Here is a 25,183-nt window from a genome sequence, read left to right as displayed (position 1 = left end):
CGGAGTCCGTCTCGGATTCGGCTGAACCCCCGCGCACCGCCTCAGCGACCGTGGACGAGGATTCGGTTCGACCGCAGGATCGGCGGCAGTCGCATGTCGAGGCGACCGAGCGCGTGGCGGATTTGTTGCGGGTCGCGTTGCCCGAGGTGCGGTCGGCGGGGTCGGATCTGCTGGGGCGGGTGATCGACCGGTTCGAAGTCCGGTTGGCCGCGTTGGGTGCCCAGGGGTGGGCTGGGTTGAGTCCGGAGGCACAGGCAGGTTTGCTGGCCGATGTCGGGCGGTTGCTGGGCGAGATGCTGCGTGATCAGCAACAGGCGCAGCGTGCTGCGGGCGCGGCGCTGGACTGGCTGCGTGCGGCCGGGCTGGAACCGGACGGCACCGCTGTGCCCGCGGGACGGTTCACGGAGCTGCGGCGGCTGGCCGACCCCGACGGACCGACATCACCGCTGCATGAGCTCATCGACGCTCTCGATCGGTACCTGACGCTCGACGCGCAGGTCGGGGCTTCGCCCCCGGTACCGGAGAGGTCGACGGACCATTCGGAGCAGGCACCTCCGACGCCCTCCGCGCCAACATCGAGCCCCGTGCGGCCGAGGCAGGCGATGGGCGAGTCGTGGTGGTTCGCCTCCCCACTGCGACCGGAGTGGATTCGGTTGGGGCTCGCGCGCGGCGAACTCAGCCGGGAACTCGCGCGTCGGCACGGCATCGAGGTCGAGCAGTGGGCATTGGGCCCCGATTCCCCTGAACTCGCCCGCTTGCGCGCCGAATTCGAGGCGCGGACAGCCGAATTGGCGCGACGGCTCGGCCTGGCACCCGAAGAACTGAGCATCCGGCGGATCGAGCAGGAGCTCGCCGCCTTGACCGAATCCCACGAGCCGTCCGGTTCGGCGACGTCAACGCCGATACCGGCCGAGGTCCGGCAGCTGATCGACCTCGCCGACTCGCGGTCGCTGCTCGCCTCGCTGATCGACACGGCCATCGAGTTCAACCGGTTGTCTGCTCGGGTCTGGACGGCCGGTCCCCGCGGATCCGGTGCAGGCCAGGGTTGGCTGGACCGGTTGGTGCGGATGGCCCCCGGCGATCTGAACAGGCGCCTGCAATTACTGGGAATCCCGACCGATTCGCCGCGGCCACCGGGAAGGTCGCGCTGGCCGTCGACGCCTTCGGCCGAGCCGCCGGGCGGCGCGTCCGGCTCCCAAGCGGCGAATTCTTCTGGGTGGGTGATGAAATCGGATGGCCCGCACGCGGTGTCGGCTCCGGCGGCCCGGCGTGGCCCGGCAGCGGATCGACGCGTCCGCCCGCCGGTAGGGCCGGCGCGACCAGCTACGACCGGGCCGGTCGCTGCGCGAACACGACAGGATTCGCACCGCCCGCGACCGCTCGCACCGGTCGCCGGTTCCGAGCTTGCCGGAAAACCAGACGGCGACAGCGAGTTTCACGTCCCGGATTTGCCACGCACCCCGGCACCAATCGACTGCGCGTTGTTGACTTTCCAGTACCTGCAGGAGGAGAACCCCAACACCGCGCAAACTCTCGCTGACACACCACCGGTCCCTGACGCCGACTTCGGCGGGACGATCCCGGAACAGCTACTTGCCGCCCTGGGCAGCGACCACTGGGACCAATTCTTCGCCTGGGATAAGATAGCCGACCTGCTCGACGATCTGGGTCCCGGCGCGGCCGCCTACGTGGTGACCGAGAGTAGGCACGCCCGCCGTGTCGCGGGCAGAGGGCATGCGCTATTGGTGTTTCACGACCGTGCGCAACCAGGCGTGATCAAATGGCGTGACGCGCTGGTCGACGCTGGCGCCAAGCAAGTATTCGAACGCCGCAAACTCCCCTCCGGCCTCTTCATGTTCGCTGTCGTCTACGACGCCGAAGGCAACATCCACCACATCGGCGAATCCTCGACGGGATCCGGCGATCTTGCCGAAGCGTCGCCGCGACGTGCCGTATCGGGCGCCGATGCCCCTGGACAACCGGGCGGCCGAATCGATGACCGCGACCTCGACACCCACCAACATGAGCTGGCCGAGACCCACGCCGCCGCCGTCGCCCGCGCGGACCGATTGCGCGACGAGCTGACTCGGCTGAGCGCAGTGCTGGGTATCGATCCCGACAAACTCATGCCGGGTTCGGACGAATTGGCGGAGTGGACCAGTGAGTTCCAGGCGAAGGCCGAGAAATTGGCCGACCTGATCGCCGAACGTGAATGGATGAGCGCCGCGCATCCGTCCGACGAATCGGGGCTCGAGGCCCAGCGTCGTGAGTGGAAAGACACGCGGGCGGAGTTGATTCGGCAGTTGCTGCGGCCGGGAGTGCGCCAGCGGATGTCGGAGCTGATCGATCGTTTCCAACGCGGGCTGCAGGTCACGGATGGCCCGACATGGCAGCGGCTCACGACGCCTTCCCAGGACAACACTCTGGCAGACCTGCACGGGATCATGCGCAGGGTTATCCTCGACACCGAGGGGCGGGTGTTCCCGCCTGCGGATTCGACCGCTGCCTCGGAATCGCACCGAGCACCGAGCCACGCAGCCAGCGAACTCGACCGCCGGCTGGCCGACTTGCTCGGCGTACCAGAGCTGTTGCCGCGGTGGGATGGTCCGCACGCCAGCGGGCCCGATCCGTTCGCCGAGTCGCGGCTGCTGAGCGAGCGGCTTGCGTCCGCATGGGTCGGGAACTTGCTGACGACCACGCTGGCATACCTCGAAATCGGCCGACTGATCGCCATGCCGCGCCTGCTCATCTCGGCGCGCACGCAGGTCGCCTGGCTCCGCGCCGAACAGGAGCGGCTGGAACTGCTGCGGCTGAACGAACAGAACGCGACCGCGGGCGAGATCGCCGGGTTGGCATTGAGGCGCGCCCGGAATCTCGAATGGCATTACCGGCTCAGGCTGCAACTGATCGCCGGACAGTTCGGTATCGAGACGAAAAAATACCATCTGTCGAAGCTGCGGGAGCTGATCGATGAGACCCGAACCAGCTCGGACATGCCGCCCGAAACGATAGAGGAACTGGCCTCGGCATTCGAGGATCACGTGTCAGCGGTCGAGGAAAGAAATCGCCTGTGGGAGTCGATGGCAGACGCAGAATCCGGCGAGGAGCAGGTACCGGACCAGCACGCCGATTCCGACACCGGCGAAATCGACCTCGATCGGGCGGTTCACGCGGGCCTGGACACACTGGACGCGTTGATTCGCGCGCACCGCCTGCGCGGCGAGTGGATGAAGCTGTGTCACGTGCAGCCGTCGAATCTGTCGTCCGAGCTGCCGAAGTTGCGAAACGAGATCGCGCTGCTGACACAGACTCGCATCAATCGCCTGGTCGACCCCGCTCTCATCCCCAACCAGACCGCGCTCACGGTGGGCCGGGCGCAGCGGAGTCTGCGCGAGCTGACGGCCGAGCAGAAGACATTGTCCAGAAAAGCGGCAAAGAAGCGAAAGACCGAACTCGAGCAGTGGCACAGACAGGTAGTGCGCTTCCGCAGGCTCAGCAACCTGCTCCACTATGTCGAAGAATGCGACCGCCTTTCCGGACTGCTCGACCGTGACACCGAGCGAGTGCACGGCGTCGCCGAAGATCTGACGGTCCGATGGGCAGCGGACTCGTCGCACAGGCCGCCGCCGCAGGGATGGGAACAGGTCGGTACGACACGGGTTTACGAGCCCGCCGAGCAGGACGATGCGACGCTTCGGGAGTGGGGCGGCCGGGTCGCGGCAGCCGCTGACCGACGACGTCGAGTATTCGATCAGATTTTGCGACGCGCACGGCAGCTCGAGGTCGAACGAGTCGATGAGCTACGCCCACGTGAGCTGCGGGATACGGTCGATGCCCTGATCGACTGGGCCGTGGCCTTCCACGCTCGGGCGGGCTCGCGGTTTGCGGATAGTGCCGATAGTCGGGCCGCCTCCCACCTGGAGGATCTCGGTCCGCTCGTGGTCGAGGGCTACTTCCCCCTGTTCTTCGAGGTGGAAACCGTCGAGCGCGCCACGAGAGCCGAGGCGGCGACTGCCATCGCAGAGGTTGTGCTGCGCGATGAGGTGATCGATCGGCTCGGCGGGCAGATGCGCGCACCGGGAGTCGCGGTCGTGGCGCCCGCGGGCGAGCAACCGCAGGTGTTCATCGCCGGCTCGGTGTGGGGGCTCCATCGGGCGCTGGCCGACGTCCCCGCGGAGATTCGCGCCGAACTGGATGCCGGCCAAGCACAGTGCCACTTCCGCGAGATCGTCGTTGACGAGAACGGCCGAGTTCATGTTCGAGAAGTTCGACCTGTCGGCCGCCAGGCCCCCGAACCCGATCAGCCGGGAGCGATCGCGCCGACAGCGCCGGAATCCGCCCGCGCCAAGGCGCCTGCGGCGGGCGAGCAGGTGCGGCAGGCGGTCCGCGCCGCCATCGACGACACGATCGCGGAATGGCACGACCAAGGATTGGCAGGAGAGCGCGTTACCGACAGTGTGGCCTACCTTCCAGACGGCGCCGGTGGCGGAACGCTGGTCATCGCCGCGCCCCTGGGGCTGCACCTGCGGGCGTTGAGCGAACTGGCGGTGTCCGACCCCGCCAGGTTCGCCGGGGCTTTGTGGCGACGGGAGTTCGACCGGCAATACGTGCGGGTGACGCCGGGAGCGGATGGCTCGGTCGCCACGGAGATCTGTGGCGCGAGCGAGGCGGAGGGGCGGTATCGCGAAGCGACCATCGCCGAGATCGAGGGCATTCTGCTCGACGAATACCTGTGCTTTCGTCAGCTAGGACTGGTCCAGACCGGGTTCGGCGGCTGGCTGGCCGGGGTGGGCGAGCACGATGGCACACTGCAGGCGTTCGGCTACGCGATGGCGAAGGAAAAGTCCGCGGTGGATGTGGACCTCCCGCACCCCACCGCGGTGCTGATCAGGATCATCACCCGGCAGATCGCCCTGCCGGACGCGGCCGAGCCGCCCGGGCCGATCGGTGGATCGCTCGTCGTGCGGGGTGAGGTCGACCTCGGCGGCCTGTCCGCAGTGGTCGAGCTAACGGACAACGGACACGGTTGGCGTATCGCACCGCCCCACGGGCACGGCGATGCGGGTGACGTGGTGAGTCGATGGTTCGGGGGGATGGCGGACCTGGATCCGGATCGGCTGCTGCAGCGGGTCACGGAGGATCTGGCGATAGCGGACCCGCAGGTCGGCGCGGTCCAGTCGGCAGGCACCGGCCTCCCGGTTCCCATCCGAGCCTCCGGCACACCACGTAGTTCCTGGCAACTGATCGCGTCTGTCGGTGGCCGGCCCCTGGTCGTCGATATCAGGCGTGGGGACGGCGACTGGCGTGCTCGGGTGTCGGAAGGCCAGCAGGTCGGCGACTCGTTGAACCAGACAATCTTCAACCACGGCGTGCACTGGCCCAGCATCGTCGGGAAGGGCGAGAACCCGCACTTCATCCAGGGAAAGTACTTGGTGCCGCTGCTACGGGAGGTCACCGAGCGGCTCCGTGACGCGGATGTGGACCAATCTGTTCGCCGACCCAGCACATTCGACGTCCTGCTGTCGACGGACGAACTTCGCCGCTATCACGCTCTTGTGCAGGATGCGAACGAGGCCGGTGAACGTCTCCGCATCTGGACACAAGAATGCGAAACTCTCGCCCGTCAGCTGGGTGTCGGGAATCCGGACGGCCCGGTCGCGCCACTCGACCAGGAAGCCCGGCGGGCGTTGCAGGAACGCGCGAACCTCGACTGGGAAGCGTTGGCCGACAGCGTGCAGGTCGATCCGATGGAGTTGGCATCGGTCCGGTTGCCCGACGGCGAGCCCGCTGCTCGCCGCAGGGAAAACTTGCGGCGCATCCAGGCGTTCATCGAGCTCCACGACCGGCATGGAGAATTGAGCACGGCCCTGTCCCGCGCGCAGCAGACCCGTGACGGATTCTTGACCAGTCGCGTCGTCGATGCGGAACTGGAAGGCCGGAGCAATGCGCGCCGACTCAACAATCGCATCGGGTACGTGCCCGACGCGGCGAGTGGTGTGCTGGTCGTCGCCGCCCCGCAGGGCGGGCACATGACAAGTCTGCTGCGATTGGCGGCGGATAACCCCGAGTTCGCCGACGCTCTGTGGCGAGACGGGCTGGACAAGAGGTACCTGGAGGTGACACTGCAGCCGGAGGGCCGGCTCGGCGTTACGACGATTTCCGCGGAGCAGGCGGAAGGTCCGCGGCGCCGACCACTACCCGAAGAAGTTCCGTCGCAGCTTCTGCATCATTACTTGCTCTACCGCCAGGCAGGCCTGACGAGCGCGGGGTTACGCGAGTGGCTCGATCAACTCGGCCCGACAGCGTTCGATTCCTCCGCGGGGCGTGACCTGTTCGGGCGTCCGACCGCGGTACAGAAGCCCCTGGCCGGCGGACACCATCTCCTGCAATTGGGATACCGCATGGTGGTCGCCGATCCCACGATCGGGCTGTCCCATCCTGCACACGTCCTCTTCCGGCTGCGGACCCGACAGATACCGCCGCTGGCCTGGTCCGTCCCTGACCCGCAGCGTCCGCCACCCAAAGTGTGGGCGACGAATTTGGGCGACACCATGTCGGAGGTGCTGCGGCTCGAGCGCAGCCATGGAAGGTGGCGCCTGTCACCGGGCGATCGGATCCAAGGCGTGCTGGCGAGCCATCTCGGGAATATGACCGCCAAGACGCAGCGTGGGCTGGTCAAACAGGTCGAAACGTTCTTGCGAGGCCGAGCCCCGTTCGACGCCTACGACTCGCATCCGCTTACCTATTGGGTTCCGCAGACATGCTTCTTGGTCGCTGCGCAATCCGCGGAGGCCGGACCGGGCCCGCGGCCCAAGTTGGATATTCCACCCAATCGCCTGCCCGAGGCCGAACTGGCAGGAGTCGACGGGAGGGACGCGGCCCGGTGGGCCCGTGCGAATTGGCATTCGGGCGGATACAAGAATGCCGCGGCGGTTATCGAGCACGTGCGACGTAGCCGCGGAACCGTCATCGGCGCTGTGGAATTCGAGGACGCCGGTGCGCACGCGTTCACGGTGAAGTGGGATCGCGACGTGATCATGGTCGAGGAGCAAGTCGTGCGACTCGATGAGCGAGGGGTCGCGGTCGCCGAGAAACGGACGGTGCGAGGCGACCAGGCGGTGGACCTGTGGGCCGATCATTTATCGCAGGTCGCGGGACCTGGCGCGACATATCATGGATTGGCGTTCAAATCCGATGGGAACGCGGAAAATCCGTTGCTGCCCGATCAGGAGCCCACGGGCCGCCCCGGTGTGGAGTTCCCGATCCACCCGATCAAGGCCCGCCCGCCCGAACGCGGACCACCGGAACCGAGGCCATGGGCCGAGCTGAGTGAACCTTTGCGCTGGCTGCGCGCCGACGCGGCGGCTGAGCTCGCGAGGCACGCAGCGAACGCCCGGAATTCGCACTCCGAGATCGAGCCCGCGCCGGAGCCGAACGGGGTTTCCCCGGCCCGATTGCGGGACCGTGTCGAGCATCTGGATGCCCTGGCAGCGGCACTGGCCGATGCGCACGCGCAGTATCAGCGGGCAGCAGCCGATCTCACCCGGCGCATCACCCGATGCCGGGACCTGAACGAGCGAGAGGTGCGGCCGGGATCGGGCGAGCTGCGCGAGGTACGGCGACGGCGCGACACCGTCCAGAATGTGCTCGCTTCCCTGCTACACCGGACGGATGCGCCCGACGGCGACGTAGCCGATGCCACCGCATGGCTCCGGGAGCTCGACGAAGTCGTTCAGGCGAACGCGGATTACGAGTACCGCAGGCACCTGCTCGATCTGCTCCAGAAGGAGCTGGTCGAGCTGGACACCGGCGCAGGAGTCATCCGCAGTACGCAGGATGAGCTCGCCGAGCTGCGAACGCGCCTCGGCTCGACGCCGGAACTGCAAGACCGACTGCGCGACCACCACTCGGCGTTCGACGACCGTCTGCACCGGATCGTGCACCGCTACGTGAACGGTGGCCACGCCGACGTGGGCGGCCGGTTGACGAATGAGCGTGAGCAGGCTCGGTTCGATGCCTTCGATCTCACCCAATGGCTCCGGGAGTCGGATTCGTATCGCCGATATTCGCTGTCGGAACCGGAATTCGCGGAGCTGCGGCGCCGAGACTCGCCGGTCCGTGCCGAATGGAACCGTCAACTCGACGCACAGTACGACCAGCTGCTGGGGCTCGCGCCGGACCCGCCGGAGGAGGTCGCAGCCCGGCTGGACCGCATGCGCTCGATGGCGGCGGATCTCACCGACAGCGCGGCGTTGGCCGAATATTCCACGGCAGTCATGGATTTCGTCGCTCGATTCGACATATTGAGCGCGCTCGACGGCATCGACCGGGTGGAGCGTCGAGCCGAGCGCATTGATGCGCTCGGTGCGGCATTGCGAGACATCCGCTCGTGGCTTGCCGAGGCCAGGGACAATGGCCGCCCCGTCGACGCCCTGACTCGGGTGTTCGATCGAATGGCCATGCTTGCCCACCGGCTCGACCGATTGACCGGCGAAAAGAATCGCCTGCCGGAAGTGGACGACATCGAATTCGCGACGCTCTCTGCGCTGCGCGGGTTCCGGCATTGGGAACTGCGGCCCGGCCGTCGAGCACAGCAGCGACTCGACCGCGCGGTGTACCGGATGCGTACCGCGGTGGAGTCGTTCCTCGGGCGGGAACTCCGGCCCGGCGATGCTGATGGACTGGCGAAAGACTACGAGCAGAGGTGGACTCGGCCGGCGAACCAACGGGACTCGATGCGTGCGAGCCTGGGATCGGTGCTCGGGCGGGATCTCGAAGGGGTCGGCGAGGAGGAGCTGACGGAACTGGGGCAGCTGTACCGGGACAGCGCCGACTCGATTCCCGCGCAGCTGGTGGAATTCCTGCGGGCGATGTCGGCACAGTGGTATCTGCAGCTGCGCCGAATCGCCGAGTATGCCGAGTTGACCGAGAATCATCGGCGATTGGATGCCGAGTGGGACGCCGTCTTGGCCGACGCGGTCCGCGGTCTGCGCGGCATGCGGTTCACCGACGGCGGCGAATCACGACCGGTGGAACGCACTTTCACGCTGGGCAAGCATCTGGCCGGACTGCGCGATACGTCGGTCGAGCAGCGCGCGGCCGCCGAGCGGGTCGTCGTCTCGCGCGGGCGGGCACTGAAGGTCGAGTCGGTATGGCAGGTTTCGCCGGGCTCCGAGGTGACGACACTGTTGAACGCCCGCCTCGAGCGCGCGCGCACTGTCCTGGCCGAGCACTGGCAGTGCCCGCCCGCGGCGGTGACCGGTGAGCGGGTCGAGCAGCGGCACGCGGAACTGGGCCCCGAGTCGGCCGCCCCGGCCGAGGTAGCCGCCGCCGCGGAGATCCGGGCTCTCGAGCCGGTGATCGGAGGCGCTGAACGGTTCCATCGCCACGACGCGTGGACGCGCGCCATCGATGCGTTGGACGACGCCATCAATGCGGCGCTGTGGGACGAGGCCAACGGTCTGATGGAACCCGCGCATCACTCGGCGCGCAATCGGCGCGAGGAGCGTGCCGCATGGACCCGTCGGCTGATCGAATTGGCGCATCTGCTCGATGATGTGGCGGCGGCGCGGGCGGCGGCCGCGGCCGAGCAGCGAACCGCCGATGTCGAAGCACGCGACGCCGACCTCGACCGGCTGCTCGGGGAACTGGCGGCGCAGATCGCCATCCGCGGGGATGCGACAGCTGATTCGGCCGAGCACGACGTGGACAGGGACGACAACGCGGCGCAGCCGCTGCCGCCGGATGTCCGACGTGCGATCGTCCGCCGGGTCGACCAGCAGCGCGCCCTGCTACGCCGGGAACTCGATGAACTGCTCCGGCCGCACGGCGTCGATCCAGGGCAGTTGCTCGACATCGGCTCCGCCGTGTGGGAGCACTGGTTCCGCCAGCACGCCCAGGCGCGCGCCGAGCTGGTCCGGCTGCTGGGGCGCGAGCCGGACCGAGTGGACGACGAGTGGTTGTACCCGGTCGTGGTTCACCGTCTGGCGTGGGGCGACATGTCTGCCGAACTCGCCACGGCAGCGCAGCGATTCAGCGAGTCCTATGCGGTCTGGAAGCTGGTGGGCGGCGTCGGCCGGCTGGACCGGTTGGCGCGAACGATCGAGTCGATGGAAGAGGAGCTGACGCGGCGGTCCGCCGAATACCAGCGACTGCTGGCACAGGCGCACGGCGCGCCGCGAGCCGACGTGCCAGAGCTGGGCACCCGGAACGCGCCCGCTGAGGTGATCCGGCTGGGCAGCGCGCTGCGACGCCTGGATGCGCAGGCAGACCGGCTCTATCGACTCGTCATCGCGGTGGCTGACATCGAGCGGCGGATCCGCTCGCTCGAGCCGACCCGCGGCCGGTTCGGCTCATCGGTCCGGGCATATGGGCTCGACTCGCCCGTCTCACGTCCGGAACTATCCTTCGTGCACGCTCGCCTGCGCCACCTGGCCGAGCTGCGCCGACCGTCGGCGTCGCCGTCTGCGGCCGCCCCGGTGACCGACCCCGGGCATGCAGCGCCCGGCGTCGCCGAGCCGGTCCGGGATCTGAGCGAGCTGATCTGGGAATCGACCATTCTCGTCCGGCTGGACGACGAACTGTATTGGCTGAACGTCGATCTGGACACCGCTGTGGAAGAAGCGGCGCTGACACTCTCCGGTGTGTCCCACCGGGCGCCCCGGCCCGAGGAGGACGCCGGCTGGGTCTCGGGAACAGACGAGGTGTGGGAAACGGTGGCCTCGCTGCGCCTCCATGTCCTGGCCGGCCGTCGCCGCGCCGGCACCGCCCTCACCGCCGAACCGAGCGCACAGTTCGGTATCGATCCGACGAGCCTGGCAGACGCCCAGGTCGGCGAGAACCAGGTGGCCCGGCTGACGAGCCTGCGCGCGCAGCTGGCAGGCGCGCCGGATCAAGGCGAGCGAGTGCGGCAGCTCGACATCGCGATCGACCTCGTTCGCGTGGTCACACGCAGGACCGCCGAGATCAGCGCGATCGACATTCTGGCGGCGGCATTCGATGCGGCCGATCGCCGGCAGGACCGGAGCTACCAGCACTACAAACAGTTGTCGGAAGACCATGTGCGGCGGTTTCCGCTGGACGGCCGGGCGGTACGGCAAAGCTCGGGATTGGAAGCACACGCGCTCAACCGCGCCATCGCCTCGGCCGGTGCCCAGTTGGGCGCTGGGAACTGGGACGAATCGGCGGAGGTCGATGAGCTGCGGCTGCTGATTGACGCGAGCGCACAGCCGAATTCGGGGGCTGACGCCGAAGCGATCCGCTTGGCCGCTCTCGCCGAGCGATACGTCGGGCTGATCGGGCTGCGGAAGGCGTTCGACGAACGAAAACGGTCGATCGCGTGGTATCACGGCCTGAAGATCCGGATGCAGGCGCTCGACGACTACTGTGCACTTCGGCGCAGTGCGGAGCGGTGGCTGGACCGGGCGCGCCAGCTGTCTCGTGATCAGGCGGAAAACGTAGAGACGGAGCCGAATCGGTCTGGTCCGGCCGGTGGTCACCCGCACGCGTTGCGGCGAATGCTCTCGCGCGCCGTGCATCAGCTGGTCCGCGCGACCAACGCCAGTGCGTTTCTGCGTTCGCAGGCCGAGGCGTCACCCGACGAACTGGACGTGCGCCGGATCATGTCCGGGGTGATGAATTCCGTCCTCGACTTGGAGCGACGTACGGGTTACGACGAGGTGCGGCGGCGGGCTGAGCGATGTCTGCGTCTGTGCCTGATGGTCGCCGCTGCGGAGCAGATCGATGTATTCCGCGCACCAGCCGACATCGACCAGGAATTCGCCAACCTTCTCGATTCGTCGGTCGCCTTCGCGGTGCGAATGGGAGTCGAGGAACAGGACACGCCCTCGGCCCCCGAACCCGAACCCTCCGGCCACGATCGCAATCAGTGCGCGGCGTTGGTGTCGAGGTTGCATCTGGAGCGAACGGGCTCGCCGGATGAGGAGGGGCTTGGTGACGGGGGTCTGGGCGGCGCGTCGTTCGAGCCGTACGTGGCGGTACTGGGGGGTGGTCAGGCGCAGCGGTTCGCGATCGATCCCCCTCACCCGCTCCGTCTCGTTGTGCAGGCTTTGCTCGCGGCCGTGGCGAAATTGGATCCCGCTGAGCGCTGCGGTGTTTCGGTGGTCACGATCGAAGCCACGCATGTGGTGGACGACTACGGGGTGAACGCGCACACCCGTCGCTTGGAGTATCAGTGCGACGAGCATGGAAACAACGTCAAGATCCTGTTGCAGAACCCGGGCAAAGGGCTTTTCGGCACCGCGGATGAGGACGACACTCGTGCGTCCGATCTGAAGGCCCTGTGGATCCTGGCCTACGACAAGCACCGCAACCCGTTGCGGCTGCCCGGCGGTATTGATGAGGTGCCGCCGGATGATCTGCGGATCGGTAGAAGCGACGAGGAGTCGGGACCGGACGACCCCGGCGACTCGATTGATGAACGATCGCCGACTCCTGATGGTGTGACCGAACCATCCAGATCCGAGCGTGCGGCACGGCTCGCCGATTCGCTTGCCAGAAGCGAACCTCTTGATACCGACGAGGCCGTCACCGCAATCCGTGACGCGATGGTTGTGTATCCGGCGGTGCTCGGCCATTGTCTCGGCCAGTTGTCCGAGCGGCAGCGCAGGTGTATAGATTTGCGGCTGCTGCAAGGGCGCAGCTTGGAGCGAGTGGCCAAGCAGTTGGGTGCGACAACGTATGCGGTGGGCAGATGTGTCAAATCGGCGGTGAGGCGAGTAGTCGAATTGCTGCCCGATGCAATCGACCGGTTCGGGTGGCTCGCCAGCTTGCTGGACCGCGCCGCAGTGTTGACCTATTCCGAGAAATCGGATCTGATCCGCGAGGTGCTGCATCGCCTTCCGGAGTTGGCCTATCGTTGTCTCGATAAGCTCCCTCCGGGTGATCGTAGATGTGCGGAGCTGCGGTTCCGGGAGGGTCTCGGCTGCGCCGATATTGCGGAACATTTGAACAAGACGGTGACTTCGGTCGAGTCGTCCGAACGTCGGGCGGTCAATCACTTCATCGAGGTGCTTCCTGGTGAGCTCAACCGTTTCGGTCGTTTTGCCGGGTTGCTCGGCCGCGCTGGGTCGTTGCGCATTTCTGAGGTGGATACTCTACTCGAGGACGCATTGCTCCTCTATCCGGAGATTGCCCACAGTTGTCTCGCTCAGCTCGCCGATCAGAACCGTGAGTGTGTGATGGCACGGCGGCGTGGCTACGACGTGGTCCACGTTGCGAAGCGGTTGGGTAAGACGCCGAAGGCGGTCCAGCAGTCGGAGTATCGAGGGTTGCGTCGGTTCGCCGAATTGCTTCCCGGTGAACTCGATCGGCCCGCTCGGTTCGCGGACTTGCTCGCGCGTGTCGGATCGCTCGATTCCGACGACGCATCGATGCTGATCCGCGATGCCGGGTTCGTCCATCCAGCGCTATTGCGCCGTTGCCTGTACCGGCTGCCACGACAGCAACGTAAGTGGGCGGAGGCACGGTGGCTGCAGGATCGCACTGTCGATCAAGCGGCAGAACAGTTGGCCAAATCGGGCAACTCGGCCAGCAAATTGGAACGTGCGGCTTTGCCCCAGCTGGTCGAGATGCTTCCGGTCGAGCTCGAACGGCCGTCGTTGGCCAAGTTGATTGTGCGCGCGGGTTCCCTGACCTGGGACGAGATGCTCATTGTGACCCGCGAGGCCGTAACCGTGTATCAGGAGGCGGCGCAACGTTGTCTCGAAGGGTTGACCGAGCAGGAGCGCATTTGTGTCGAATTATGTATTTTGCAGGATCGAACTCCGGATGAGGTGGCTGCCCACCTGGGTATCACCGATGCATCGGTCAGAGCGACGTACCGATATGGTGTCGGTCTCTTCGTCGAACGGCTCGGTGCCGAATTGGTTCCGGATCCGGCGAAGCTCGATTCGGTATATGATTGGCTGGAAGCTACCCGGCTGTTCCATCGCGAATCACGTAGGGAATTCTCGGTCGGTATAGGTCTGAGTTACGCTGCGCTTCAGCACATTCTGCGCACCAGGAGACCTGTTCGTTCCGAGACCTTGCGAACCATGCGCGACAACGGTTACATCTCGAATCGAACATTTCGAGCCGCAATCGTCGAATACGGTGCGCTGTCGAATCCCCCGCCCGCAGACGTGGACGAGGCAGCGGTCGAGTCGCATTCTGAGCCCGACGTTGATGAGGCACCGCCGGATCATCTGCGGATCGGTAAGAGCGACGAGGAGTCGGCACCGGACAATGTCGGCGATTCGATTGATGATCGCTCGCCGGTTCCCGATGGCGTGTCCGAACCATCCAGATCCGAGCGCGCGGCACGGCTCGCCGATACGCTCGCCCGAACCGAACCTCTTGATAGCGACGAGGCCGTCACCGCGATCCGTGACGCGATGGTCGTGTATCCGGCGGTGCTCGGCCATTGCCTTGGCCAGTTGTCCGAGCGGCAGCGCAGATGTATAGATCTGCGGGTGCTCCAGGGGCGCAGCTCGGAGCGAGTGGCCAAACAGCTGGGCATAACCGCTGCTGGAGTCGGGAACTCCGCTCGATTCGCGGTGAGGCGAGTAGCCGAGCTGCTGCCCGATGCAACTGACCGGTTCGGGTGGCTCGCCGCCTTGCTGGATCGTGCCGCAGTGTCGAGCTATTCCGAGAAATCGGATCTGATCCGCGATGTGCTACATCGCCTTCCGGAGCTGGCAGATCGTTGTCTCGCCGAGCTCTCCCCGGAGGAGCGTCGATGTCTACAGCTGCGGTTCCGAGATGGTCTGAGCCGCGCCGACATAGCAGAACAGTCTCACCAGACAGAGTCTTCGGTCAAGAATTCCGTGCGTAAGGGAGTATATCGTTTCATCAAGGTGCTTCCCGGCGAACTCAACCGTTTCGGTCGCTTTGCCGAGTTGTTGAACCGCGCTGGGTCGTTGCACATTTCCGAGGCGAGGACTTTGCTGGCGGACGCCTTGTTCCTCTATCCGTCAGTTGCCCACAGCTGCCTGGCCCGGCTCTCTGACCAGGAACGTGAGTGCCTGGAGCTGCTGGGGCGTGGCTTCGACGTGGGCTACGTGGCGAGGCAGTTGAACAAGACACGTATTGCGGTCGAGAAGACGGAACGTCGAGGGTTGCTTCCGTTCGTCAGGATGCTTCCCGGCGAACTGGACCGGCCCGCTCGGTTCGCGGACTTGCTCGCTCGTGTCGGATCGCTCGATTCCGACGAGGCATCGATGCTGATTCGCGAGGCCGCGTTTTTCCATCGGGAGGTGCTGCGGCGTTGCCTGCACCAGCTGCCGAGACAGCAGCGCAAGTGGGCGGAGGCGCGGTGGCTGCAAGATCGCACTGTCGATCGGGCCGCGAAGGAACTGGGTAAAACGATGCACGCGGCCAGCCAAATGGAGTCTGCGGTTATGACTCAACTGGTCGCGATGCTACCGGTCGAAATCGAACGACCGTCGGTAAGCAAATTGATTGTGCGCGCGAGTTCACTGACCTGGGACGAGATGCTCATTGTGGCCCGCGAGGCCGCAACCGTGTATCAGGAGGCGGCGCAGCGTAGCCTCGAGGGGCTGGCCGAGCAGCAGCGGATCTGTTTCGAGGACTGCATTTTGCGGGATCGAAGTCCCGATGAGGTGGCGGCTGAGCTTGGTGTCACCGCTACGACGGTGCGTTCGTCATACCGAAACGGTATGGTGCACTTCATCGAAAGGCTTCGTGCCGAACTGATGCCGGATCCGGCAGCATTCGATTCAGTATATAAATGGCTGGAAGCTACTCGGCTGTTTCATCGCGAATCCCGAGCGATATTTTCGCAGGCGATGGGTCGAAACAAAATTTGGCTCAACAACTTTCGATGGACTGAGACTTCTGTTCCGCGATTGGTGACCCTGCGCATAGGGCGTGATGCCGGTCTTTTTTCGAACAGAATTCTGCGTGCAGCAATAGAGAAATTCTATGACGCTCCGGATCGCACGCCGGCTGGACCGGACGAGGAGGCGGAGTTCTGGCGATACATCGAAACGGCCGTGGGGTCGGCAGAGGAACGGCAGATCCGGAATCATATCTACGAACGGTTCGATTGGCTGGCCGTAGCGGTGGCACGCCGATGGGCGCGTCCAGGTAATGAACGAGACGAACTCACTCAGTATTTTCGCGAGAGAATTTTGAGTGCGATCGCGAATCATGTACCTTTTCAGAGTTTCATAGCTCACGCATCAGGGAGTTGTCGCGTATCCTTTTACTACCGCGACAAGTCGTACGGGAATCTCGGCCCGGGTGTCGGCAGGCTGGTCGGAAGGGTTCGTGCTTACACCTCGAGTCGTTTCGAGGAAACCGGAGTTGCGCCGGACGACGAGGAAATTTCGCGGGCTCTCGGCCTCACCATCTCGGAGGTGGCAGAGGCGAGACGGCTGCAGTCGCTGTCGGAGATTTCGATTAATCAACCGGTAGCTGATCGGGACCCGACAGGCAGGTTTGTGACTGGGACTGAGGCTGCCAAGATCGGAACTGGTGAAGTCGACGATGCGGGCCGGCCGCAGGGGTTCGATGTAGCCGATACCTCCCGGCCGGCAACGGATGAGGTGTATGACATGTCTGTGGCACGTGCCATCCGGGCGGCGTTGGCGGATGTGTCGGAGCCCGATGTTGCGGCCGCTCTGGTTTTTTGGTGTTATTTGCAGGGCGTTTCGGTGGCGGCGGCTGCTGTCCGGCTGCAGTTGAGTGTGGAGGCTGCGCGGGACCTTCTTGCGGTTGCCGGTGAAAAGTTGCGAAGCGTGGAATTTCATTCGATATTGGCCGAGCGCGCGGAGCCGGGCGCTCGGTCCATGGTCGGCAGCGCGGGGACGGCTGGGAGGATTTCGGTCCGCGGGGATGGTCCGGATCGAGATGGTGAGGCGCCCTATCGGCGGCCGGATGGTCATGCTCGTAATCAGTGTGCGGCGTGGGTGTCGAGGTCACATCTGGACAACACTGGTTCGCCGGATGCGGAGGGGCTTGATGATGTGGGTTTGGGTGGTGTGTTTTGGCAGCCGTATCTGGCGGTATTGGGGGGTGGTCGGCCGCAGAAGTTTCCGATCGACCGTGTTCTTCCGTTGCGTTTTGTGGTTCAGGCGTTGTTGGCGATGGTGGCGAGGTTTCCTGCGGCTGAGCGCAATGGTGTTTCGGTTGTCATTATCGAGGGCACGCATGTGGTGGATGGGGAGGGGGTGAACGCGCACACTCGTCGGTTGGAGTATCGGTGTGACGAGCAGGGCAACAATGTTCGTCTTGTGTTGCAGGATCCGGCTAAGAGGCTTAAGAACGGGGTGCGTGAGGGCGGGGTGCGTGACGATCTGACCCGTGCCTCCGACTTGAACGGTTTGTGGGCCCAGGCCTACGACAAGCACCGCAACCCGTTGCGGCTGCCCGGCGGTGTCGACGAGGTACCGCCGGATGACTTGCGGATCGGCCAGAGCGACGAGGAATCAGGAACGGACGACGTCAGCGACTCGATTGATGATCGCTCGTTGGCTCCCCACGGTGTAGGCGAACCATCCAATTCCGAGCGTGGGGCACGCCTCGCCGATTCGCTCGCCCGAACCGAACCTTTTGATCACGACAAGGCCGCCACGGCAATCCGTGAGGCGATGGGTGATGATTCGAGTGAAACCCCGCGCTCTGCCTCGCCGACACCGTGGTCGGGCCGAACATCGGATCGTGTCAATGTGACCGGAGCTGTTGGCAAGCGGACCGGAGGCCGCGATCCTGCCGATCGACTGTCGAAACCCTCGCCAGGGTCGACACCCTGGTCGAAGGCTCCCGAGCCGTCCGGTTCGGGTGCCGAGTCCACGACCGCACCGACCGCCGAAGGCCGGAAAGGAGACGGGGACGAGCCGGTGCCGCCGGAAGCCGGTGAATCCGCCGGGGTTCTGCCGCCCCTGACGATCCATTTCTGCACCAAAGACCGACCGGAACGCATGGCAGCGCTACTGGACGATATCGCCGCCGTGGTTCCGGGAAGGTTCACGGTGTTCATCTACGACGACTCCGTCGACCCGGAGAATCGGGCCAGGAACAGACATATCATCGACAATGCCTCGTTCGATGTGGTGTACGTCGACGAAGAACGACGTACGGCGCTGTTGGCGAGTATGCCCTGGCCTTCCGAAGCTGCCAGACGGTTCACCGAGTCGGCGTTCAAGGTCCTAGGGCGTCCGGAGTGGAACAAGCCGGGCGTGCTGACGTTGCTGCAATTTGTGGCGGTGGTTTGCGGGGCGCCGTCGGACCGAGCGCTGCTGCTCGATGACGATATCCGGTTGCGGGACGGGATATTCCGAGGGGAACTGGTTTCGGTCGATTCGCAGGTGGTGACCGAACTGCTGTCGACTCCTGTTCCGGATGGGAAGTTCATCGGGATCGGCGGCCATTACGCGGGGAAAAAGGACGTCAATCACGTGGAGGATGCGGCTGCCACCGTCGGCACCGTAATCCAGGGGCAGAGCTATCTCCACAGTGGAATAGATGCCAGCGGGGCCTTTCTGCTGACCGACCTCCGCTTGCTCGGCGAGGTTCCGTTTCCTCACTGGTACGGCGAAGACAACTTCGTCATGGCGATATGGATGGCTCTCGGGTACGTTCTGGATGCCAAGGACTTCAGCCCGCTGCATACCGGAGACGACCGGGACATCGAGTTGGATGTCGCATTGCGGCAACAGTACGGAATTGTCTCCCTGCTCGCCGTCCTGGAAGCCGGCCGTGCGGGGGCAGATAATGTTTCCGAGCTCCTCCGAAATGCGGTGTCGCATTGTGGTAAGTATGCGTGGAAAGTTGCCCAGCGCTGGGCGGAGAACTTCGCGATCCGGGAACACGAATTCGGTAACATACACATTGACAACGTGTCCGCGTTGCTGGCGGTCGAAGAAATCACCCGGAACGCGGAGGCGGCCCTGCGCGGATATGCCTCGTCGCTGATCGGATGGACGGATCTCGTACGAAGCGAGGAGGTATCGGACCATGTGCGCAGCTTCCTGGGCATCGGGGGAGACCGGATATCAGTGCCGTGGATCGCGCCCGTTCCCCGTCCGGGTATGTCTTACGCCGACACGCCGGATTCGCCCGAACTCGAGCATCCCGGGAATCCCGCTGTTGACGCGGATGTCTCCACAGCGGACGGAACGATGCGGCAATCCCTTTCCGGGGCCGCGCTATCGGCTGTCGGTGCGTCCGCCGACGGTACCGTCGGTGAGGGTACGCACAGTGATTTCGCCACAGCGAACCGCCTTATCATCGACTATGCACTCGGCAAGCTTCGCGGCAATGTGTACGACTCGATCGGCATGCTATTGGCCTGGGTAGAGGTCTCGGTACGCGCGGCACTCGTCGCCGACCGGGGACAGGATGACTCGGATGCCGATTACCGGGCAGCACGGGCGCGGTGGGAGATCACATCCGAACATGTGATGGACAAGATCGTGGACTCGGTTACAGAGGTGGCCGAAGGAGAAATGCATGCATTGGAGACTATCGAGCGTTGGTTGAACGAGGTGCGTGAGCGCACGGGCATCCGCACCGAGGGAATTACGCCCGCCGATGATTTCATGCGCCTGGCGGAAGCACTGTTTGCGTTCGGTGTCGAGTACTTCTGGCGACGCCGCGAATCCGGAAAAATCGCCGAGATCTATTCCGAATTCTGCCGGTCGCGAAACCTTTCCGACGATATCGTGCAGCGTTGGTACAGGGAACTCCGCGAGGAGGGTGGGTTCAGCGTCGACGGAAGCCGTGACCCGGACGCATTCCGGGACCTGGTGACCGGAACGGACCTACGCGCTGTGGAATCACTGGTGAGCCGCAGTATGAGCATCCTGGCGGACCGTCTCGGATCACTGCATTTCACCTGGTACTCGTCAGCCCCGAGGGCAAAGCTGCGACAGTGGAGGATTTCGACAGCGGACCTGATACAGGAGCGGCGCTGGATCGCTCCGGAAAGGCAAGCTCTGCTGTCCGATTTCATGCGGGAGTTCAGGAAACCGCTGCCGGATACGAGGCGTTTGCGGCGGGCGGCCACGCCGCTGTGGGAGCCTGGGCCGGGGATCGAAATGCCCGGGCGGTTGAAAGTGCCGGTGCCGCGGGGAACGGAGAAGTACATCACGCGGCTTCTGTTGGACTCGGCGCAGCGAAGACTGTGGCTGGCCGGTCTGACGGCCCTGCACTCGATGTGGCGACGCCGGCTGGATCCGTTCGATTATCGGATGGAATGTCTGAGACGGATGGTGGCCCCGTACGAGGTGGACCCGGACCAGGTGCTCGACGACGACGCGGCGCTGTGGCACGACGCGCTGGACGGCGCGCGCGTGCGGCTGATCCGGCTGTGGCCTGCCGCTTCGCGGAGTATCGGTCCGGACAACCCCTCTATCGATGACGGCGTGATCCGTATGTCAGTGGCTCGACTTGTCGCTTCCGGGCAGGTGACCGGCGAGTTTGCCGCTGCCGCATCTGAATACCTCGAAGTACTGCAGATGACCGATCTCATCCACCAGATCGGCCGCCTGCGTCGGTCACGGCGAGGCCTCGCCGACGCAGAGCGATTGGCCGAGGTGGTCTCGGAGCTATTCAACAAATGGCAACGGTACAACCCGATGGGTGGGGGGGCGGCACAATATCTCGCAGAGCAGATCGAGGGCTGGGCACAGCGAATCTATGAGTTGGGTGTCGGCATCGACGAGATAGAGCAGTCGCAGTGGATGGCGACCGCGGATCTGGTCGAACAGATGCGTGTTCTGTCCTGCGGCGACGGCCCGGCCGGTGTCGTGCCGGACCCCGCCGCCAGGCCGGAGATCTTCACCGAACTCGACGCTGAACTCCGCGATCTGAACGGCGAGCTGAGCGATATTCTCGACAAGGTGGATGTTGTCGCTCGGGGACAACATCTCCAGACTCAGCAGAGCTCCTCGACAGAATCAGACAGCGGAGAGTCGCCCTTCGGGCCTGGTCTCCGGTGGATCCGTTCTGTCACGCAGGAAGCGCTGAATGATCGCGACGCGGCCCTGGGCGCCAGCAAACGGAGCCTGTTGAGTAAGCGGGTCCAACGCCTGAACAACCTGGAAGAGGCGTGGCGCGATGCGTGGCGGCGGCAGGAGCATGCGGAGGATGTGCTCTATACGCGTAGGGCTGCATGGCGTGATCTTGATGTGCGAGCCGATCGGACGGGATCGTTCGACCCCGCGTTCCTAGAAGTTTTGCGCGTGGACTTGCGCCACCGCCGCGATCGACTTCAGGAAAAGGACTCGTCTGCGTTGACCGAAGACGAAGCTGCGATCGATTCCCAGCTGGATGCTCTGGACGCGGTGATCACTGCAGAAATCGACCACCAGCATTACGAAAGTCGGGCTCACAACATATCTCATGTTATTCGCGAACTCGAGACGGAAGCGGATCTGGTCCGTTTCGATACGTTACTCATAGCAGGAAGGGAACTCAGGGCGGGGAGGGAACCGGAATCGGCTCTGTTCGAGTTTCCGTTTGCATCTTTCGACGAAACTATCGCTCGCATCGAGGGCCGAACGGACATCGACTCCATCAACGATTCCGAGGACAGTCGAAATATCTATGATATAGATACCATCCCGCATCAATTATATGAATTGAGAATATTGCTCGAGAACCGGCTGCATAATCGTCGCGCTCTGATCAACCAGAGCGAGGAATCGCCGGACACCGGCCGGTGGACAGAATTATTCCAGCGCGTTCACGATCGGGTCGAGCTGATGGCAGCGCGTGTCGATCTGCTGCTGCCGCCGCTTCGAGATATGCGTGAATGGATCGACGCTCGGATGAGTTCGGCTGATATCCTGGCCAGAAAGTTCCGTCTAGTTTTCGATACGGTCCAGCGACTACATGTACTGCATCCTTTTATATACAAGGGTTCCCGAACGAGCTACAGACGCTTCTCCCACCTCTGCCAGAAGCATGGATTTTCGAAGCTGCTGCTCCAGTTGGACAGGTCCGAGTATCAAGAAATAGTAACCCGGAGAAATATTGTCTCTTTACGTATCAGTTCTGGTCTCCAGCTCGATCCGAATACCGTCACCGATGCCGAGCTGAAATCAATTAGAGCGAACCTGTGGGATTCGAACCAGGCGAAAGTCCGGCGGCACGGGGAATCCGGCAAGGTGTCCGAAGGCACGGTTACTCTCTCCGGTGAGGATCTGGGTCGGCTGATGGCGCTGATCTCCGAGTTCTCAGAGCTCCGCGAATTGGAAACTCTGTATCTTTCGCTGGGAGAGATGGATCGCCTGGACGGTGAGGTCGATCGCATTCTGCAGAACGCGGTTCGAGCTGTTTACGGTGGGCTTAATCTGCTCGAGCAAGGCCCTCGAGTCATCGAGAGTCGTTCCGCAAGCCTAAGCAAACCGGTATGGGCATTGCACAGGTGGGCGTGGTTCCAGTGTCATGACATGGAAAAGGCATTCGATCGGGATCTCGAATCAGTCAGCGTGACCGAACGGGAGCTGATAATGCGACGAGGGAGGAACAATCAGTCGATCTGGCAGGTTCAACCGAATTCGGAAGGGCAGCGTACTCTGGCAATGTGCCTGCGGAATGTCGTCGACAAACTCGTCGAGCGGAGAGGACTGTCATACGCCGAGGTCACGCCTGAGAGGGTGCGCAGGCTGCGTGCATTCCCCGGCACCCACGCAGCGCCCACCGCCAGACTAGTACATGACTACCTGGCATTGCATTCAGCGGAATCCGATGCTCGCCGATTCCACCGCTACAGCAGGTGGGAGTGGGCTATTCGCGCGCTGGACGCGGCGATCGATCCGGCTCAGGGTGGCACTGGGATCGGAGAATCGGCACTGAGCGAACTGCGTCGGTGTGCGGCGACGGTAGACCAACTCGCTCGAAAATGGGATCGGGCAATGTCCCGGCGGGAAAAGATCCGTACCCGGTTTGCGGATTGGAACATAAATCCGAATCTGTTCACCGACTGGTTGCAGGCATACCCCTTACAACTTTCCTACGAAATAGTGAATCATCGCGGCATATGGGAAAGGGATATTCAGCATATGGCCATCGCTCACAGGCTGCGCGATCAGGCTTTTCTGATTATACACTCAGCGGATTTGATAGAAGATCTCCGCAATTCCGAATATCCGCTCACGCTGCTGAACAGTCTCTTCGACGATGCGGCGGAGTGCCTGCTCGAATTGATGGTCGAGCAGGGTCTCGATCCAGGTCCGTTCCGTGATTTCCGATCAGCACCTCATGACGACCTGCGTGCCCACGCGGCGTCGACCCTCGCGCGGGTTCGCGGTCATAGTCACTGGAAATTCACCTACGCTCTAGAAGACATCGACCTGGTCGGCATTGCGAGATCGGGTCGGTCTCCGATCTCCGCTCTGCGTGACAGGCTGGCCGACGCCGGGGAAGCACTGGTCCGTCAAGCCATCGCAGCGAGCCTCGATCCCCGTGTTCTCCACATCGGCCATGTCGAAATCTCTCCCTCCGATACACATAGGCATCAACCGGCCGCCAACGCCCTCCGAGATCCGAAATTCTTCGAGCTCGCGAAAGAATTCCGCGAGTACGATCGGGTGGTCACCGAACTGGACGATGAACTGGACAATGTCCTGAGCAGGGCAGCCGCCCGGATACTAGAAGCCGTACCCTCCGCTGGTGACAAGCCGGAGACCGTCGACGCGCCGCCGGAGAACCCGGCAGAGCCCGGCGCGCGGCCGAGCCGACGGTCACCAGGTCACGCAGCCGAAACCGACAGCGGGGCAGGGTCCGCCGATCGGTGATCGAGGCAACGATCGTGATCTCGACCGTCCGCCGACGGGTCCACGGGTGACCCCGCCGCGGATCCGCTCGCCGGGCCGGACACATTCGGGGGCTCGACTGGCTCCGGTCCGAATCAGCCGCCACTCCGTTCGCCGAACGCCTCGATGGCCAGCCTCACCTGCCCGTGCAGCTGATGTACCTGCTACTGCGACGCCACATCATCATCGCGTTCGTGCGGTCGGTTTGAAGTAGAAGATCACTGGGACGGGACGGGCGCCCATGTTCTGATCGCGGTGGGCGGTCAACGGCCGTGATGATTGTGTGCCTCGAACTCGCCGAAGTCATCCCGCAGCCAGCCCAGATCGCGCCAGCTTCCCGAGCCGTCGAGGGGGCCCTCATAGACGATCTCCAAATAGCTGCCGGGCTGGTCGTCGAGCCGGAGGCGGCGGCCTCGGCTATACAGAAACAGCGACACGCTGATGTCCGGCTGCCCGTCGCTGTACTGCATACCGAGTATTCCCTCCCACGCCAGCTGGAGCGTTGGACTGGACGGCTCAGGACCTCGGACGAGACAGGAGAACCCGTCCTCCGTTTCGCCTGGGTCGACGACGGTCACCCGCTCGCCGAGGTGAGTGGCGAGGCTATCGGCGAGGATGTCTATCGTCGACCTCCACCGACCGGATGGTGGCGTGTCTTCGGAACCATTGTCGACCGTCACGGCCAGTCGTTCCTTTCTAAGCGCTCCCGATCGGGGGTATACCACGTCGTAGGCACCGTGACTTGTGCCGGATCTCGAGGTAATTCGGGTGGACCGCCCAGTTCTCGAGTTCGACCGGTTCTGGACTCGATACCCTCCTGTCGATCAGACCATAGGCCGTGATGACTGTCCGGCGGCCTGCGCGCGCAGTTCGCCCGCCGTGTGCTGGACTCGCTGGACCGCAGGCAGGTATCGGTCATCGAAGGTATCCGCCTCGGCGGCAAGCGCCGGTCCCTAACCGATCCCGACCAGCAGATCTCGACTACATCCGCCCGACGCCCGAGGAACGCGAGGATCGTCACCGCGCGATGATCGATGTCCGCACCGACATGATCGCCTCGGCTGAAGGCACCCTCTGCCGTGGGTGGGGTCCGGTCCGATGGCCGAGCTGGCGGCTCTGCTCACCGCCGCACCGGAGTACGCCGAGCAAGTGGTCGTCACCCAGATGGGGCTGTATCCGCAGATCAGCGACCCCGACGCCACCAACTGGATCCCACACGATGTCCACCGCAAGTTGGCGCGATGGGCGTACATTGAGTTACCCAGGTACGCACGAAGCGCGCAGTTGATCAACAAGTGACTCACCTCACAGTGCCTACGCGCGGGTAGATGACCTGCCGCGTAGGCTCCAGGCCATGCCTCAGACGACGGCGACACCGACCAAGACGACGGCAACGGCCA

The 25,183-nt window shown here is 64.2% G+C and carries 3 protein-coding genes; 2 read left to right on the top strand and 1 reads right to left on the bottom strand.

Annotated elements, in window-relative coordinates; translation table 11 throughout:
* The first annotated feature begins 788 nt into the window (after nt 1-788).
* Nucleotides 789-23,765 carry a hypothetical protein gene (locus K8O92_10240; protein UAK34212.1) on the top strand — a complete coding sequence of 7,659 codons (22,977 nt, stop codon included), beginning with the start codon at nt 789-791 and terminating at the stop codon, nt 23,763-23,765.
* A gap of 281 nt (nt 23,766-24,046) precedes the next feature.
* On the opposite strand, the gene K8O92_10235 is transcribed toward K8O92_10240, so the two are convergent.
* Nucleotides 24,047-24,463, bottom strand: coding sequence for a hypothetical protein (locus K8O92_10235; GenBank protein ID UAK34211.1), 417 nt, complete (start codon nt 24,461-24,463; stop codon nt 24,047-24,049).
* A gap of 418 nt (nt 24,464-24,881) precedes the next feature.
* Here K8O92_10235 and K8O92_10230 point away from each other — a divergent pair, with 418 nt between their 5' ends.
* Nucleotides 24,882-25,082, top strand: coding sequence for a hypothetical protein (locus tag K8O92_10230; protein ID UAK34210.1), 201 nt, complete (start codon nt 24,882-24,884; stop codon nt 25,080-25,082).
* Nucleotides 25,083-25,183: the final 101 nt, after the last annotated feature.

This window comes from Nocardia asteroides, assembly GCA_019930625.1.
GTDB lineage: Bacteria > Actinomycetota > Actinomycetes > Mycobacteriales > Mycobacteriaceae > Nocardia > Nocardia sputi.
Note: the sequence above shows the minus strand (reverse complement) of the source record. Positions and strands in the feature narration are given on the sequence as shown.

What these genes read in the sequence shown, in the direction of transcription:
- K8O92_10230 (UAK34210.1), top strand. Translation starts at nt 24,882, where the DNA reads ATGGCCGAGCTGGCGGCTCTGCTCACCGCCGCACCGGAGTACGCCGAG.